This is a genomic window from Arthrobacter sp. MYb221, assembly GCF_002979835.1.
Classification (GTDB): Bacteria; Actinomycetota; Actinomycetes; order Actinomycetales; family Micrococcaceae; genus Glutamicibacter.
Window position 1 is genome coordinate 59,754 of record NZ_PCPW01000009.1, and the last position, 14,479, is coordinate 74,232.

11 protein-coding genes are annotated in these 14,479 nt (G+C 57.6%); 6 read left to right on the forward strand and 5 right to left on the reverse strand.

Translation table 11 applies throughout. The features are described 5' to 3' along the window. Positions 1 to 30: 30 nt before the first annotated feature. Positions 31 to 840, forward strand: a complete 810-nt coding sequence (locus tag CQ015_RS12130; RefSeq protein WP_258134015.1) for a siderophore-interacting protein — start codon at positions 31 to 33, stop codon at positions 838 to 840. Between the two features lie 352 nt (positions 841 to 1,192). On the opposite strand, the gene CQ015_RS12135 is transcribed toward CQ015_RS12130, so the two are convergent. Both CQ015_RS12135 and CQ015_RS12140 read right to left on the reverse strand, forming a co-directional pair. Then, positions 1,193 to 2,038, reverse strand: a complete 846-nt coding sequence (locus CQ015_RS12135; protein ID WP_105570035.1) for a DNA-3-methyladenine glycosylase — start codon at positions 2,036 to 2,038, stop codon at positions 1,193 to 1,195. Then, positions 2,039 to 2,635, reverse strand: coding sequence for a DNA-3-methyladenine glycosylase I (locus CQ015_RS12140; protein WP_096289275.1), 597 nt, complete (start codon positions 2,633 to 2,635; stop codon positions 2,039 to 2,041). A gap of 130 nt (positions 2,636 to 2,765) precedes the next feature. Here CQ015_RS12140 and CQ015_RS12145 point away from each other — a divergent pair, with 130 nt between their 5' ends. The 4 genes from CQ015_RS12145 to CQ015_RS12160 all read left to right on the forward strand — a co-directional run bounded on the left by CQ015_RS12145 (position 2,766) and on the right by CQ015_RS12160 (position 7,390). Beyond that, on the forward strand, positions 2,766 to 3,086 hold the full coding sequence (locus CQ015_RS12145) for a metalloregulator ArsR/SmtB family transcription factor (RefSeq protein ID WP_308727320.1): 321 nt from the start codon (positions 2,766 to 2,768) through the stop codon (positions 3,084 to 3,086). Positions 3,087 to 3,089: 3 nt separating this feature from the next. After that, the gene (locus CQ015_RS12150) at positions 3,090 to 4,022 is read left to right on the forward strand and encodes a cation diffusion facilitator family transporter (protein ID WP_096289135.1); all 933 of its coding nucleotides are present in this window, start codon (positions 3,090 to 3,092) and stop codon (positions 4,020 to 4,022) included. Between the two features lie 127 nt (positions 4,023 to 4,149). After that, entirely contained in the window at positions 4,150 to 4,899 is a 750-nt protein-coding gene (locus CQ015_RS12155) for an ABC transporter ATP-binding protein (RefSeq protein WP_096289133.1), read from the forward strand. 4 nt (positions 4,900 to 4,903) lie between these two features. Further along, positions 4,904 to 7,390 (forward strand): ABC transporter permease, encoded by a 2,487-nt coding sequence (locus CQ015_RS12160; RefSeq protein WP_096289131.1) that lies wholly within the window; start codon positions 4,904 to 4,906, stop codon positions 7,388 to 7,390. A 116-nt stretch (positions 7,391 to 7,506) separates the two neighbouring features. Here the strand turns inward: CQ015_RS12160 and CQ015_RS12165 are convergent, their stop codons facing one another. The 3 genes from CQ015_RS12165 to CQ015_RS12175 are packed head-to-tail and all read right to left on the reverse strand — an operon-like array spanning position 7,507 to position 12,992. Beyond that, positions 7,507 to 10,839 (reverse strand): ATP-binding protein, encoded by a 3,333-nt coding sequence (locus CQ015_RS12165; RefSeq protein WP_105650210.1) that lies wholly within the window; start codon positions 10,837 to 10,839, stop codon positions 7,507 to 7,509. Positions 10,840 to 10,842: 3 nt separating this feature from the next. Beyond that, the gene (locus tag CQ015_RS12170; RefSeq protein ID WP_096289126.1) at positions 10,843 to 11,529 is read right to left on the reverse strand and encodes a DUF4194 domain-containing protein; all 687 of its coding nucleotides are present in this window, start codon (positions 11,527 to 11,529) and stop codon (positions 10,843 to 10,845) included. After that, on the reverse strand, positions 11,526 to 12,992 hold the full coding sequence (locus tag CQ015_RS12175; RefSeq protein WP_308727264.1) for a DUF3375 domain-containing protein: 1,467 nt from the start codon (positions 12,990 to 12,992) through the stop codon (positions 11,526 to 11,528). Before CQ015_RS12175 ends, CQ015_RS12170 begins: the two co-directional genes overlap by 4 nt. A gap of 219 nt (positions 12,993 to 13,211) precedes the next feature. On the opposite strand from CQ015_RS12175, the gene CQ015_RS12180 reads away from it, so the two are divergent. Next, a complete protein-coding gene (locus tag CQ015_RS12180; RefSeq protein ID WP_096289124.1) occupies positions 13,212 to 14,477 on the forward strand; it encodes a polysaccharide deacetylase in 1,266 nt (421 codons plus the stop codon). The last annotated feature ends 2 nt before the right edge of the window (positions 14,478 to 14,479 follow it).

The following is a 14,479-nucleotide window of genomic DNA, read 5'->3' on the forward strand; positions in this document are numbered from 1 at the left end:
TTTGTGGCACGAGCAGAGGGTGGGCGCCCGGTGCGCCCGCAAGTTGTTTTGCAGGTTGTTAAGCGGCAGCAAATTTCGGAACACCTGGTTCGCCTCACCTTTGGTGGCCCTGGGTTTGAGAATTTCGTCGACAAATCAGCGACAGACCGTTACATCAAGATACTTTTCGCCAAGCCGGAGCTGGGCTTGACGCTACCCTACGACATGGATGAATTGCGCGAACGGCTGCCCGGAGAAGATATGCCGGTGCGCCGGACGTATACGGTGCGCCGTTCCGATGCGGCCGCGGGCACTATTGAAGTTGACTTTGTCGTCCATGGAAGCGATGGGCTGGCCGGACCGTGGGCGCGTGATGCGAAGATCGGCGACTCTGTCTGCTTCTCGGGCCCCGGTGGCATGTATGAGCCCAAGGGCGAATTCGATTTCCACCTCCTCGTAGGTGATGAGACTGCGATTCCTGCGATCGCGGCATCGCTCGAGGCCATGCGTGAAGACATGGTGGGGCAGGTGCTCATTGAGGTCGAAGGCGCAGGGGACGAAATTGAAATGCGCGCACCCCGTGGTGTTGATATCCGCTGGATCCATCGCGGCGCGGCGTTTACCCCGGAGGCCTCAACCCTTGAGTCGGCAGTGCGCCAGCACCCTTGGCCGGGCGGACGGGTGCAAGTTTTCGCGCATGGCGAGCGTGAGGTGATGAAGGCACTGCGCTCCTATTTCTATGACGAGCGTGGCGTGGACCGTCGGGATATGTCGCTGTCGGCCTACTGGGCTTTTGGCCGCGCGGAAGATGTATTCCAAGCTGAAAAGCGGACGCCCGTGGGTCAAATATTCAACGAGTAGCCCGAACGCAATTGGCCTGGATGGAGCCTTGGGCCTGCAGTGCAAATGATCCGTGAACTGCAAGTTCGGTTAATTAGGCACCCCTAAGCTTAATAATTGGAAATATGATCATTGATGCTTGACGTTATTGGCTGAATTTGCCGTAAGCTAAGGTCAATGCCTACCCCGTGTGTGGACGGGGAAGGCAAGCAATTTGATCGACGGGGATCGTTCGGTTGCTACCACGTGGCTTACTCACCATGCAGTAGTTGCCGGCGGTACCAGGAAAATTGTAAACAGGGGATCAGCTGGCTTGCTCAATCAGCCGAACCGCAAAATTGAGACGTATCGGCTTAGAATCTGTCGGTGCGTCTCAATTTTTGTTTGCTTCGAAGGCCCACAACAAGACGGTGGCCAGTGATCTAGCGCCTTCTGGAAGCTGAAGGCATTCAATGTCTGGGATGCGCAACTGGCGCATGGCCCGTTTCACTACTAAGTCCGTATCCAAGAATATGGACTTCTGGCGTAAGCCACGCAATGCAACATAGTCCCGTGTCCAGGGGCCAACGCCTTTCAGGGCGAGCAGGCTGCTGAGGAACTCGTCATGGTTTTCGGCTAGACGCCCGCCGGTGTGAATAAACCACGTGGCGACCCGGAGAAGCGTCTCTGCGCGGGAAAGCGGGCAGCGGATCACCTGCTGGAGTTCTTCGGCGGTTAGTTGCGCGGTGGCGTGCGCATCGGGGAACGCCCGCAGTCCGCAGGCGTGAAGTTCTCCGAGCGCTTCGACGAATCGGGTGGCGAGGGTTCGGGCTGCGCTCGTTGAGATCTGTTGCCCTAGAACTGTCGTGGCGAGCGCCTCAAAGAGGTCCGGGTAGCTGATAAGCCGCAGGTTCGGGAAGTTGTCCAATGCTGGCTGCAGGGCACTGATGGTGGCCAGTTGCTGATAACTGAGCTCATTCGAGTCAGCTAGGCCTAGCCAGGTGCTAATGATCTTGGCGAGTCTGGGGTGCAGCGATTCTGGGGCTTGCGTGTGCACCGTGGCCTCGTGGGTGCCGAGCAGTATTTTGAGTTCGTGGAGCTGATCATCGATGCGTAGCACGCGGACGACGCTCGACGCTTCGCGATCCAGCCGCTCCTGATTCGGCAATGAATGGATAGCCAGGACCGAGAGTGCGTGCGAGGCATCCAGAACTCCGTCCACTGGAACCGTGAACTTCATCTAGGCTGGCCAGACGCCAGAGGTGCCGCGGCGATGTGAGCCGACTAGGTGCGTATCAACGATCCCAATAGCCTCCATTAGCGCGAACATAGTCGTTGGGCCAACGAACTTAAAGCCACGCTTTTTGAGGTATTTGGCCAGCGCGCTGGACTCCGGGCTCTGCGTGGGAATTTCAGCCAAGGTGCGTGGGAACGGGGTGCTTTCAGGTTTGAAAGACCAGATCAGCTGGGACAGGCCTCCATCGTCACGCAATGCGAGCGTCGCCTGAGCGTTGGCGATGGTTGCCCGAATCTTGAGTTTATTTCTGACAATACCGGCATCGTCCATGAGTCGCTCGTAATCCTGCTCACCGTAGGCCGAGACCAACTGCGGGTCGAATCCCTGAAAGGCGGAACGGAAGTTTTCGCGCTTGGCCAGAATTGTGGCCCACGATAAACCTGACTGGAAGCCCTCTAGGCTGAGTCGTTCAAACAGGGCTTGTTCCCCGGTGACAGGCATGCCCCATTCGGTGTCGTAGTACTCGCGCAGCAGCGCGTTGCTTGCGGCCCATTGCGGGCGGGCCAACCCGTCTGCACCAATAACTAAATCTTCACTCATGAAATCATCATGCCACTTGCGTATCGAGGACGCAGAGTCATAAACGGCCATTTGCAGAAGCTCGAGCTATTATCGTCATATGGCGATAATAGAGTCTTTTGTCGATGCAAAGCTTGGAGCAACTCAACGCATGAAAATGGCAGCGTTGTTCCACGCCCTAGCTGACCCCACGCGGTTGCTCATCCTGGTGCATCTCAAAACAGGTGAACACAAGGTCAAAGAGCTGACCGAACACCTTGGGCTAGCGCAAAGCACCGTCAGCGCTCATCTGGCTTGCCTCCGCGAAAGCGATCTCGTTTCCGTGCGCACGCAGGGACGTGCAAGTCTCTATTCCCTTACTGAGACCACGCAACTGACAATGATTCTCACCCAAGCGGAGAAGTTGGCAAGTTCCAGCGCCAGCGGTCATCGATGGCACGAAGCTCACCCGCACCAATCTCTGGAGGCCTAGGGCATGGGGCATGAGCACACTTCTGGCCATGGCCATGAACATGACCACTCAAATGTGAACCGCACCAGGCTGGCATGGGCATTTGCGATTACCGTGAGTATCTTGCTCGCGGAGATTATTGGCGCGCTAGTTACCAACTCGCTGGCTTTGCTCGTCGACGCGGCCCATATGCTGACCGACTCGGTGGGGCTCTTGCTTGCGTTGACCGCAGCCAATCTGATTCAGCGCAAGCCCACACTCAAACGCACCTGGGGGTTCCGCCGCGCCGAGGTGCTCTCCGCGACCTTACAATCCGCACTGTTGCTCGCCGTCGGCATCTACGCGGCCATCGACGCGGTTCGTCGCCTCTTTGTACCGGCAGAGGTGCACGCCGAAGGCCTCCTGATCTTCGGTATCGTCGGCTTGGCCGGAAATCTCCTAGCCATGTGGATCATCTCCGCGGGGCGCGAGGCCAATCTGAACATGCGCGCTGCGTTCCTCGAGGTCATGAATGACGCACTGGGATCCGTAGCGGTCATTATTGCCGCGCTGACAATCCATTTCACCGGATGGGCGAGCGCGGACTCGGTCGCAGCGCTCGTCATTGCCGCGCTGATCGTGCCACGCGCCGTGAAGCTTCTGGGGGAGACGACGCATATCTTGCTCGAATCAACGCCCCGTGGGTTGGACCTTGAATCGGTACGCCGGCACTTGGAAGAACAGGCGGGCGTGATCGCCGTTCACGACCTGCACGCCAGTCAAATTGCCTCGAACCTTCCGGTGCTCACCGCGCATATTGTCGCCGAGGACCACATGTTCACGGCCGGTGCGGCCGGTCAACTGCTGCGTGAACTTCAACAGTGCGTGGCGGATCATTTTGAGGTCAGCATCGAGCATTCAACCTTCCAGATCGAACCCCGAAGCCACCGCGACTCGGACTACCATTCGCAGTGCTAGGCGTTCGTGACCGTGCACGGGATGAGGGTACCGGGAGGCTCTCTCATCCCGTGGTATGACTCCCGCAGCGTAGATGCAAACCTTCTGACCGATCCTCAATTGGCTAGTAGCTTTATATAATTGATGCATGACAACTGAAACACAGCAGGTAACCGACTATGCAGTCCAAGCTCGAGGACTAAGCAAGAGCTACGGTCGTGACAGCACCCGAGTCGAAGCTTTGCGCGGAGTGGATGTGGCCTTTGCCCGTTCCCGTTTCACCGCAATCATGGGACCCTCAGGTTCTGGCAAGTCGACCCTGATGCACTGCTTGGCGGGCTTGGACAACGCCGATTCTGGCGAAATCATCATCGGTGGCAAGAACCTTACCGAACTCAACGATGACCAGCTGACCACTATGCGCCGCGAGCAGATCGGCTTCGTGTTCCAATCCTTCAACCTCGTTCCAACATTAAATGCCAGGGACAACATCTTGCTGCCGCTGTCCTTAGCCGGCAAGAAGCACGACCGTGAATGGTTCAACGTCGTCATCGATTCGTTGGGTCTGCGTGACCGGCTGACGCACAAACCACACGAGCTTTCCGGTGGACAGCAGCAGCGCGTAGCCGTAGCTCGTGCATTGCTCACCCGCCCTGAAGTCGTCTTCGGCGATGAGCCGACCGGCAACTTGGACTCTCGAACCGGTGCTGAAGTGCTCTCCTTGATGCGCACCTCCACCCGCGAAATGGGACAGACCATCATCATGGTCACCCACGATCCGGCTGCAGCATCCTACGCGGACACCGTATTGCTGATGAAGGATGGAAACCTCGTCGGTTCGCTCGAAGACCCCACCGTAGCCAGCGTCACCGAGGCTCTCGCCTCCCTAGCGGAGTAGGATCATGCTTCAGGTAGCAATAGCGAACATTAAAACTTATGCGCGACGGTATATCGCCGTGCTCCTGGCCGTGGCCATTGGCACGGCCTTCCTTGGCGCCACCCTCGCGGTGGATTCCTCTACGCGTGCAACGCTAAAGAATAGCTTGGGCGACTCATATAAGAACGCCGACCTGGTGGCCTCGGTCGATTGGGAGCTAACACCCAACGATCGCGACACGAGCATGCTGAGCATGGATACGGTCCGTGAAATCCGTGATCTTCCCGAAGTCTCAGGCGTTTATGGCGACGGAGTCATGGGCGCAGCATTGCGTACCGGCGACAACGGCTACACCGTAATGCTGCAACCCATCTCCGCAGAAAATAAGCTCTCGGGTATGTCGATGCTCGAGGGACGTGCCCCGCTGGGCGCCGATGAGGTCGTGATCGACCAGGAGCATGCCGAGCAGATGGGCCTCTCAGTTGCCGACACCGTCGCGTTGTCGAGCATGGAGGATAACGCGAAGATGCGTGAATTGAAAGTCGTCGGAATCGTGGAGACTACCACCGATCCGATGTCTTCCTCCTTCGCCCAGCTCGCCATGCAAGAAGACGCTTGGGAACGCTTTGCAGGCGAGAATGCCCAGCTGAACAGGCTGGTGATCGATGCAGAGAAGGACGTCGCTCAAACCCAAGCCGCAGTGGCCGAGTATTTCCATGGCAAGGACTTGGTCGATGTGGTGGTCAACACCGCCGACGAACAGGTGCTCGACGACGTGGCAAGCATGACCGGAGGAACCGATCAGCTGACCATCATCTTGCTGGTCTTTGCCTTGGTCGCGCTGATAGTCACCGGTCTGGTGGTGATGAATACCTTCTCGGTAGTCATCGCGCAACGCACCCGCGAGCTGGCGCTCTTGCGCACCCTGGGTGCCAAACGCGCACAGATCCGCAGCTCGGTGCTGATCGAAGCGCTGCTGATCGGCGTTATCGCTTCGGTGGTGGGTGTAGCTCTGGCCGTGGCACTGATGGCAGGCCTGATTCAGCTGCTGCGAAATCTAGTACCTGAAATGTCCTACGCAACTTTGGCCGTGGATGCTCGCGGCATCATTATTCCTTTGGCCGTCGGTATCGTGATGACTGTTCTGGCTGCCTGGCTGCCGGCGCGTCGAGCCATGAGCCTGGCCCCGCTTGCCGCCTTGCGCCCATTTGATGCGGCCAGCGTCAAGAACCGTGCAGGCCTCGTACGCATCATCTTCGGCTCGTTACTGACGCTCGCAGGCGCAGCCTTGCTAGCCTATGGAGCACTCAATTCCGAGCTGCTGATTGCCTTCGCCGGTGGGCTGTTGTCCTTCCCCGGCATTTTGATGCTGGCCTCGTTGTTTGTTCCGGCCACGGTGTTCGGTATCGGCAAGCTGATGACCGGTCGCTCGGTGGCTGGCAGGCTGGCTTCGCTCAACGCCGTTCGAAACCCCGGACGCACCACCGCTACTGCCACCGCGCTGCTGATCGGCGTCACGCTAGTCTCGATGATCATGGTCGGCGGGCAGAGTGCCAAGGCCACCTTGAATGGGAGCATCAGCGGCGAATACCCGATCGACTTGACGGTGGCTCAAGACACTTTGACTAGTGACTCCGTGGCGCCTAAGCTCGCCGAGCTGGAGGGCGTTGAAAGCGTGTCGGCGTACACCATGCGCACCGTTGCCACCGAATTCCCCGACGGTTCCTCGAGCGAAGAGTACGCGATGGTTGTCGACCCGGAGTCGTACGCATCGGTAGTCCATGACGAGCAGATCGTTCCACGAGATGGCGAATTGCTTTCGACCTGGTGGCAGATCGAGGCGGACCACGCGACGGTCAATGGTCAGCCGGTGAAGCTCAGAACTACTTCGGCAAGCTTCGTTTCGAACACATTGACCGAAAACACCGCAGCCAAACTAGGCATCTCCGACAAGGAGGGGATGTCAGGGGTAGCGATCAAGGTTGATCCGTCGCTCTCCAATGGGGCGGTCACTGAGCTGGTGGAATCCATTGCGGATGTCGCGGGTGTTGAAAATTCGATGATTTCCGGCGGCGTGACGGAGAAGGCAATGTTCTCCCAGATTATCGACGTGTTGCTGATGATCGTTTCGGGTCTGCTTGCCGTAGCCGTGCTGATCGCATTGATCGGCGTGGCCAACACGTTGAGCCTGTCGGTGCTCGAACGCACCCGGGAAAACGCCCTGCTGCGCGCATTGGGGCTGAAGAAGAAGCAGTTGCGTTCCATGCTTGCCACGGAGGCGGTGCTGATCGGTGGCGTGGCAGCCTTGCTGGGACTCATTCTCGGCGCGGTCTACGGATTGCTCGGTGCGCACAGCGCCTTGTCCAGCGTGGGAAGTATGAGCTACGAGATCCCATGGCTGCAGCTGGCGGCGGTTCTGCTGGTGAGCCTCCTGGCAGCGTTGCTTGCTTCGATTACACCAGGACGTCGTGCGGCGAAGCTATCTCCGGTGGAGGGGCTCGCTACCGAGTAATTGATGATGCGGCAAGGGTCGGAATAGTTGATGAGCAACTATTCCGACCCCGTCGTGTTTAATTTGCCGAAATGTTCCTGGGAGCAGGGCTGGGTGCTGCCTGTTGTCTTGCCGCGCTAACCACGCAGCGTAATGGTGGTGGCCAGCGCCGGGGAGCGACCAGTAGTGACGAAGCCGGAGATATTAGATCCCGGATGCTTGATGATATCGATAATGGAACCCAGGTGGTGGCTCAAATCGATCTTGTCTTCCGGCGCCGCCAGAACCAGATGGAAACCGAACTCCTGCAGCGCACGGATGCCAGCTGCCGCATATTCGGAGTTCGCTTGGATGAACGCTTCGTCAATCATCACGGTGCCGTAGGAAGTGAAACCCGCCGAGGCAAAGCCCAACTGATAGGCCAGGGCTGCGCCCATGATGAAGGACGTGAAGCGCTGGCCCTCACCACCGGATAGCGTGCCAGGTTCCAGGCCGGTCTCCACCTCTCCGTTCGGCTTGTGCTCATTGCAGCTAATCACCACGTGTTGCCGAACATCCAGCACGGTAGACCGCCAGGCGTTCAAGCCTGGATCGCTCAGTGCGGAAACTAGGGCTTCAAGTGCCTGGTAGGACTTCGCCAGAGTACTTTCTTCCTTGGTGGTGTAGGCGTCATTTAATGCCGCCTTCAGTTCCTTGCGGAAGGTTCCAGCCTCAACGGGAATCGAGTTTTCAACTTCCAACCGCAGCATCGAGCCATGTTCGAAGGTGACATCGGCAAGGATCTGGTTTAGCGGTTTGATTCGCTCGGAAATCATCCGGCGTTCCTCGTCAAGCAGCTGCAACAGGTCGCTGAAGCGTTCGTAGGAACGGTTGGCAAAGTACTCGCGGAACTGTGCTTCGTGGTGGGGCAATCCGTCTGCAACGATCTGACCATGCAGTTTGGCATAGTGCTCGGCGGCTTCCGGAGTTGTTCCGTGCGTCTGCGCGTGCGAGGTACCGAATTCTCGGGCAAAGCGTTTGAAGGTGTCGCTTAGCGCCCCACCTACTTCATGGCGTTGCGAGGAGAAATCGTTGAGCTGGCCGCCTAGCTGCACCTTGACCTCGGCGAAGGCTTCGCCAATGGAATCTACTGGCGGGCAATCGCCCGCAGCCACCTGTTCCAAAATCGGGCCAAGGATCGCATGGTGACGCAGATGAGTAGGGACAGCGGAGACCCAGTTGCCGTTTGCATCCTCATCTTCGGTGGTTGCGAGCACTTTCTGCGCACGTTCGTTCTGTAGCTCTAGATCATCAATACGCGAGCGCACCAACGCGAGGTCGCCAACCAACTGCTCAGAATCTGCCTTTGCGTTTTCGATCTGCTGGCGAATTTTCGAAGAATCGCCCGAAAGCACCAGTGCGTCGCCGAGCTTCTGCTCGCTGCGACGCAGGGAATCTAGCGCAGCTGAAGCATCTAGCTGGGCAAAATTGCGTTCGTCGGCAACGATGGCCGCAAGCAGCTGAGACTTCGCAACGACTTGGTTTTTTGCTGCCGTCCGTTCATCGACGGCATCCTGGGCCTTCAGGATCTGTTCCTTGAGGCGTTCGGCTTTGTTCTGCAATTCCGAAATTTTGGATTCGTTGGTGAAACCAAGCAGATAATCAGAGGCCGGGACGCTGCGGGTATCGCGTTCAAAGCTACCCGCACCGGATTTGATGGTTCCTGCGGGAGTGATGGCCTTGGGATGCACATGCATCGCCGCGTCATTCTCCACACAGGCCAGCGGATAATCGGCGGTGATCTTGGTGCGCAGCCAGGTTCCCGCTTCACCTGAAGCAAAGTCGAGTTTGCTGACCAAATCGGCCGGTCCGGCTTCTGCTTCGCGTGGTTTGACCGACGTATCGACCCAACGTACTCGACCCAATCCGTCGAGTTCGTCAATTGCGTGCGTTACCTGGGTGAGGAATTCGCCCGGCACCAAAATGGTGCGAGCCAGCGAGCGCAATGCCTTTTCGGCAGCCAGCCGCCAGATGGCCGAGTCAGCGGCCACATCCATCAGTTCGCCAGCGAAGGGCAACTGCTCTTCGCTCAAGGAACAAGCCGATGCGATGGCTCTGCGTGCTGCCACTGAACGGTCATCGATATTCGTGCCACGGCGCTGGTAGGAACGAATCTGCTCGTCCAATGCTTCTGCACGCTTGCGCAGCGCCATCAGCGAGGACATGGCCTCGTACTCAACCGTCTGCGCATCCTTGGTGATGGAAGCCAGCTGTTGCATGGTCCGGGCGGCATTCCCGCGCAGCTCATCGAGCCCGGTGGCGCTGAACTCGAAGTTCAAGCCGGCAGCGGTCGCCTGTTCCTGCAACGCGCGTAACGCGGATTCCTTTTCCGAAAGTGCCTTGCGTGCCGCATCCGCCTCACGCTCTAGTAGCATCAGCGAGGCTGAACCAGCGGAATCGTGGGCCGCCGCGAGCGACTGAAGCTGGCCCTCGGTCCGGCTCTTGCGCGCCAGAATGTCAGCTTCTTGTTCCTTGAGCTCGGCTAGTTCGCGTTGATGACGGTGCAAGTCGTTGCGCAGAATATGCTGGCGGACCTTGGCATCGAGTTGCTGCAGATCGCTATTGAGCAGCTGTTCGGTCTCGCCGATGCGTTGGGCGAGCGTTCGATAAACCTGGTCCTGCTCTGGAACCTGGGCCAGCACATCGCGCTGTGCGCGCGCCGTATCCAATTGGCGGTAGATGCCGCGCAGATGGGCGAAGTCCTCCACCGCCGCCGCTGCCGCTTTCAGCGTGGTGGGTTCTTCCAACACCTCGTGACGGAAAAACTGGTTGACACCCTTCGCCAACCCTTTGCCGTTTTGCAAGGTGCGAAGCAAGGCAAAAGCCTTGTCGCTTTCCACCCCAAGGCGGCGGCGGACACGTTCGATGAAGGCCTTGTGCGTATCAAATGCCTCGGTTGGTTCCAAAGACTTGGACAGCGAAGACACGGTAAAACGTCGTGGCCCATGATGTTCAAGCTCCGCAATATCCAGCGCGCCTTCACTGAGCAGATAATGCTTGGACACCTGATTCTCTAACCCTGCGTCTGGCAGGTCGAAAACCGCGCCAATGCTGACGGTGTTGCCCAGGCCATCCTCGTAGCCCAGCAAGATGGCGCTCCATGTAGCGCCGGGGCGCTGATAGACGGTGCCCGAACTGGTCTTGAACTTGCGGCCACGCAGGTAGGAGAAGGTGGTGCGGCGATCGGCGCGAGTTGCGGCATCGTTTGCAGACTCGTTGAGCTTGGGGGTCGCAAAGAAGATGTGCCCCATGGCATCAAACAAGGTCGACTTACCCACGCCGGGGTGTCCGGTGACCAGCGTTCCAGCGCGATCAATTTCAAGGTTGTGCAGGCCGTGGAAAGTGCCCCAGTTAACGATCTGGATCCGGCAGAGCCGATGCTGTCCCGGGTTGAGGGCGCCACCGAGCGGGAGGGTCATTTCTATACTCATCGGCTACTCCTGCACCAGGTCGGTTGAATCCAGGGACAATTCTTCGGAAGTGTCGGCGGACAGATTCAGCGTCGATTCGTTTGCATCGATCGCAGCGATATATTGGGGAATATCTTCGATTCGTGAAATGGGCAGGGCCATCGCCAGGGCCGGAGAAATCCTGAATTCGTCGGCTAATTCCGTGCCGGTGAGCAAGCGCAGGGAATTCAGCCGGGCAATTGCCGCGTCACAGGATTCGGCAAAGCGTTTGTCATCGCGATCGGAGGGACTACGATGTTCGGCCAAGATCTCATGCATGGCGCTTCGTGAAAGGACTGCGTCGGTTCCGGTGCCGGAATGCTGTTCCAGCAGTAGGCGCAGGCGTAGCGCGAGCAAGGTTTCGTCGCGCTTCAAGGCGCGGCGCGGGGCAATCGGAGAGGTGTGCACCTGATCGATTTGCGCTGGAGTGAGCATCGCAATTTTTCGATCCGTGTCCATGGAGATGGTCAGAAAAATTTCCGAAACATAGGCTCCTACTACTTCCTGCTGGTCTAGCAATAGCTGCCATGCCGCCGGGTCGGTTGACCCATCGAGGTAGGGGCCGCGTAGCAAACGTACTAGTAATTGCCGCAGCTCCAATGAGAAGTTGCCGCGGTCTCCCTCAAAGAGCGATTCGGTGATGGGTGCAGCATATGAATTTGTGCTGGTCATAGCGGCTCCTTCGTGAAAGTTAGGGCGGGAAGAATTGCTGTACGTTCAGAACCATCAATCTGCCGGAAGGTGATGGTCATCAAATCCGTTTCACTCAGTGATTCGCCGTTGGTCCGGCCTATTTCGATCAAGGCACGCACGGTATTCAGATGGCGGTGTTCTTCGGGCAGATCATTGAAAATTTCATCGAGCGGGAGCCGATCCTCTGAGCGGTGGCCAAGCTTGCTTGTTACCGACTCACGGAGGAAAGCCATATTCGCTTGCGGAGTGGATGGGGTGCGCACGATATCGGAGGCGCTGTAGTCCGGTGCTGCCGCCAACGGCGGCGGGGCCACATGCTCGGACGGGTCAAAGATGCCTAGGCCAGCAAGCGTCATGAACTGTGGGGCGAAAAGTTCAAGCGGAGCCAAAGCACTGCGTGGCCTGAGCGTCACAGACTTCACGATCGCCGCTTCAGCACTACGTACCGCCTGGCGCAGAAGCTGTGCTTGTTGGTAGTCCTCAGACTGAACAAAGGCATGCAGCGATTCGGAGAGCTTTCCGTACGAAGTATGGACTTCTGCTGCCTGACGTCGGAGCTCACGAAGCAAATTGGTCAGAATCTGGCGTTCCGGAGTATCGAGGTCGTCCACGAAGTTGCGTTCTAGGACTTCAGAAAGTGCGGCGCGGAAACGCTGTTGCGCGTCTGGAGAGTTGAGGAACTCGGTGAAGCCCCGGAAGGTCTCGCCCTCGGCGGTTGAACGGAGCTGGCGGTCGGCTTCTAAGACTTGGCCTACCGCAACGCCTTTTGCCGTAGACGCGTCCAAGATGCCTTCCCGTAGGGAATGCAACATCTCCTGAACCCCGTCGCGCATTAGGCGGAAGTCGGCAGGAAGGCTCGAAGCCAAGTCAAGCACCGAGCGAGTCGCGGACAGCGCGGTGGCACGCGAAAGCACCGCAGGAGCATCACCGGTGCGCAGTTCATTGATCTGCGCTTGCCGCATGGCAATCTGTGACTCCAAGGCACGAATACGCGCTTCAGGGTCTGGATCTGTCTCGTGGGCTAAGGACTCCAGCGAGGACAGCAAGGTATTCAAGCGAGAAGAGTTCAGGTGCGAGTCGTCAGCCGAAAAATCTGCGAGGAAACGCAGGGTACGCAAGGTCTGTGCGCTCGGTTCGTAGACGAAACGCCCGTCGATCAGGGGACGGGCCAAGATTCCCTGCTTGACCCAGACCTCGGCGAAGTCTTGGGCGGAATACGTTTGGGGAATCTGTTCGTCGCTGGTGCGAGCGAGCTTCAAGAACGAATCCAATGAAGCATGGAAAAGTTCTAGGGCTACACGTGGCTTGTCCGCAGTAAATTCTGATCGGATAAAGGCAACAGCCCAAGGCTGCGCGGTAAGAAGCCGATATGCTGCCGAACTCCTGAACTGCTGGGACTGAAGCCACAAGCTGTTCGCGCGATGCGAGGGCTGCATGTACATCCTTGATCTTTCGACGCCTAACCTATCAATTCTAAGCCATCGAGCCTGAAGGTTCATGTGAGAAATTGTGAAGTGAAGAGTGTTGCCAAGTTGTTGCCCGGCCGACTGCGTCCAAGGGTACAAACCCCAGATAAGTATGTGTAAGGTCGGAAACAAGGTGATGGCAAGGAGAAATCGTAGCGTCCATGGGGATAGCCGCTACGAGGAGAGAGATGCGAAGTGAAGCACATCAAGATCGCGGTAGTGGCCACAGTCGTCTTGGCATTGGCCGGTTGTAGTGACCAAGTCGACCCTGAAATAGCTGCTAGTAGCGCGTCTCAAGCAGCCGTAGAGGCTCAAAAGGCTGCAGATGAAGCTGCACGCGAAGAAGGCGTCCTTGCCCAGATCAATCGACTTGCCGACGGGTACGACTACAACGCCGCCATCAAACTGGCGGAGGAAGACCCTAGCGCCAAACTCAACGACTTGGTTCGGGGTCTCGAATCTGAAAAGAAGGGCACCTCTGCGTGGGAACACCCCGACCAGATTCCGCACTTATTCTTCCACTCGCTCGTTGTTGATCCGAAGCGCGCCTTCGATAAAGACAATAGGGCACAGGGCTACCGGGACTATATGGTGACGCAAAAGGAATTTGAAGCGATCCTCCAAGAGCTGCACAGCCGTGATTTCGTGCTGGTCAACCCTGCTGACTTCGCCGGTCTCGATAAGAAGAAAAATATGAGCTACCGGGAAATTATGCTTCCGGCCGGGAAAAAACCCATCGTCTTATCCCTTGATGACCTGAGCTACTACGAATATATGGAAGGCGATGGTTTCGCCGACCGGCTGGTGCTCGATAAGAAGGGCAACGTCCGAAACGAATATGTAGACGGTGACGGTAAGAAGCATGTGGGCGCGTACGACGTGACCACAGTGCTCGATGACTTTGTAGCCGAGCATCCGGATTTTTCCTACCGGGATGCTCGCGGGATCATCGCCATGACCGGCTATAACGGTGTATTCGGCTACCGGACTTCGCAAAGCCAATATCCGGATAGTAAGAATCTTAAAAAGGACCGGGAAGAAGCAACCAAAATCGCCGAGGCGATGAAAAAGGAAGGGTGGGTCTTCGCCTCTCATTCATGGGGTCATATCGCAACCGGAACCGTGAGCCTGGGCCGTTTCAAACGTGACATGAAGCTGTGGAAGGACGAAGTCGAACCAATTCTGGGCGAAACCGATCAGTTCATTTACCCTTTTGGCTCAGATATCGCTCGCACCGGGTCATACTCGGGTGCACGATTTGAGCTGTTGAAGAAGGAAGGGTTTATGTACTTCTACGGTGTAGACGGCACCATCACCGCATGGATGCAGCAACGCGATGATTACCAGCGGCAGATGCGAATAAACGTCGATGGCCTGCAATTCGACAAAGAGCAACGCGGGGATCGGCCCGTGCTGAAGTCCTTCTTTGACGTAGCAGAAGTTATCGATTCGGCGCGGTGAAA

Bases quoted from the DNA above. Each gene is read 5' to 3' on its own strand.
- CQ015_RS12145 (WP_308727320.1), top strand. From the start codon at position 2,766: ATGAAAATGGCAGCGTTGTTCCACGCCCTAGCTGACCCCACGCGGTTG.
- CQ015_RS12155 (WP_096289133.1), top strand. From the start codon at position 4,150: ATGACAACTGAAACACAGCAGGTAACCGACTATGCAGTCCAAGCTCGA.
- CQ015_RS12170 (WP_096289126.1), bottom strand. From the start codon at position 11,529: ATGACCAGCACAAATTCATATGCTGCACCCATCACCGAATCGCTCTTT.
- CQ015_RS12135 (WP_105570035.1), bottom strand. From the start codon at position 2,038: ATGAAGTTCACGGTTCCAGTGGACGGAGTTCTGGATGCCTCGCACGCA.
- CQ015_RS12160 (WP_096289131.1), top strand. From the start codon at position 4,904: ATGCTTCAGGTAGCAATAGCGAACATTAAAACTTATGCGCGACGGTAT.
- CQ015_RS12175 (WP_308727264.1), bottom strand. From the start codon at position 12,992: ATGTACATGCAGCCCTCGCATCGCGCGAACAGCTTGTGGCTTCAGTCC.
- CQ015_RS12140 (WP_096289275.1), bottom strand. From the start codon at position 2,635: ATGAGTGAAGATTTAGTTATTGGTGCAGACGGGTTGGCCCGCCCGCAA.
- CQ015_RS12165 (WP_105650210.1), bottom strand. From the start codon at position 10,839: ATGAGTATAGAAATGACCCTCCCGCTCGGTGGCGCCCTCAACCCGGGA.
- CQ015_RS12150 (WP_096289135.1), top strand. From the start codon at position 3,090: ATGGGGCATGAGCACACTTCTGGCCATGGCCATGAACATGACCACTCA.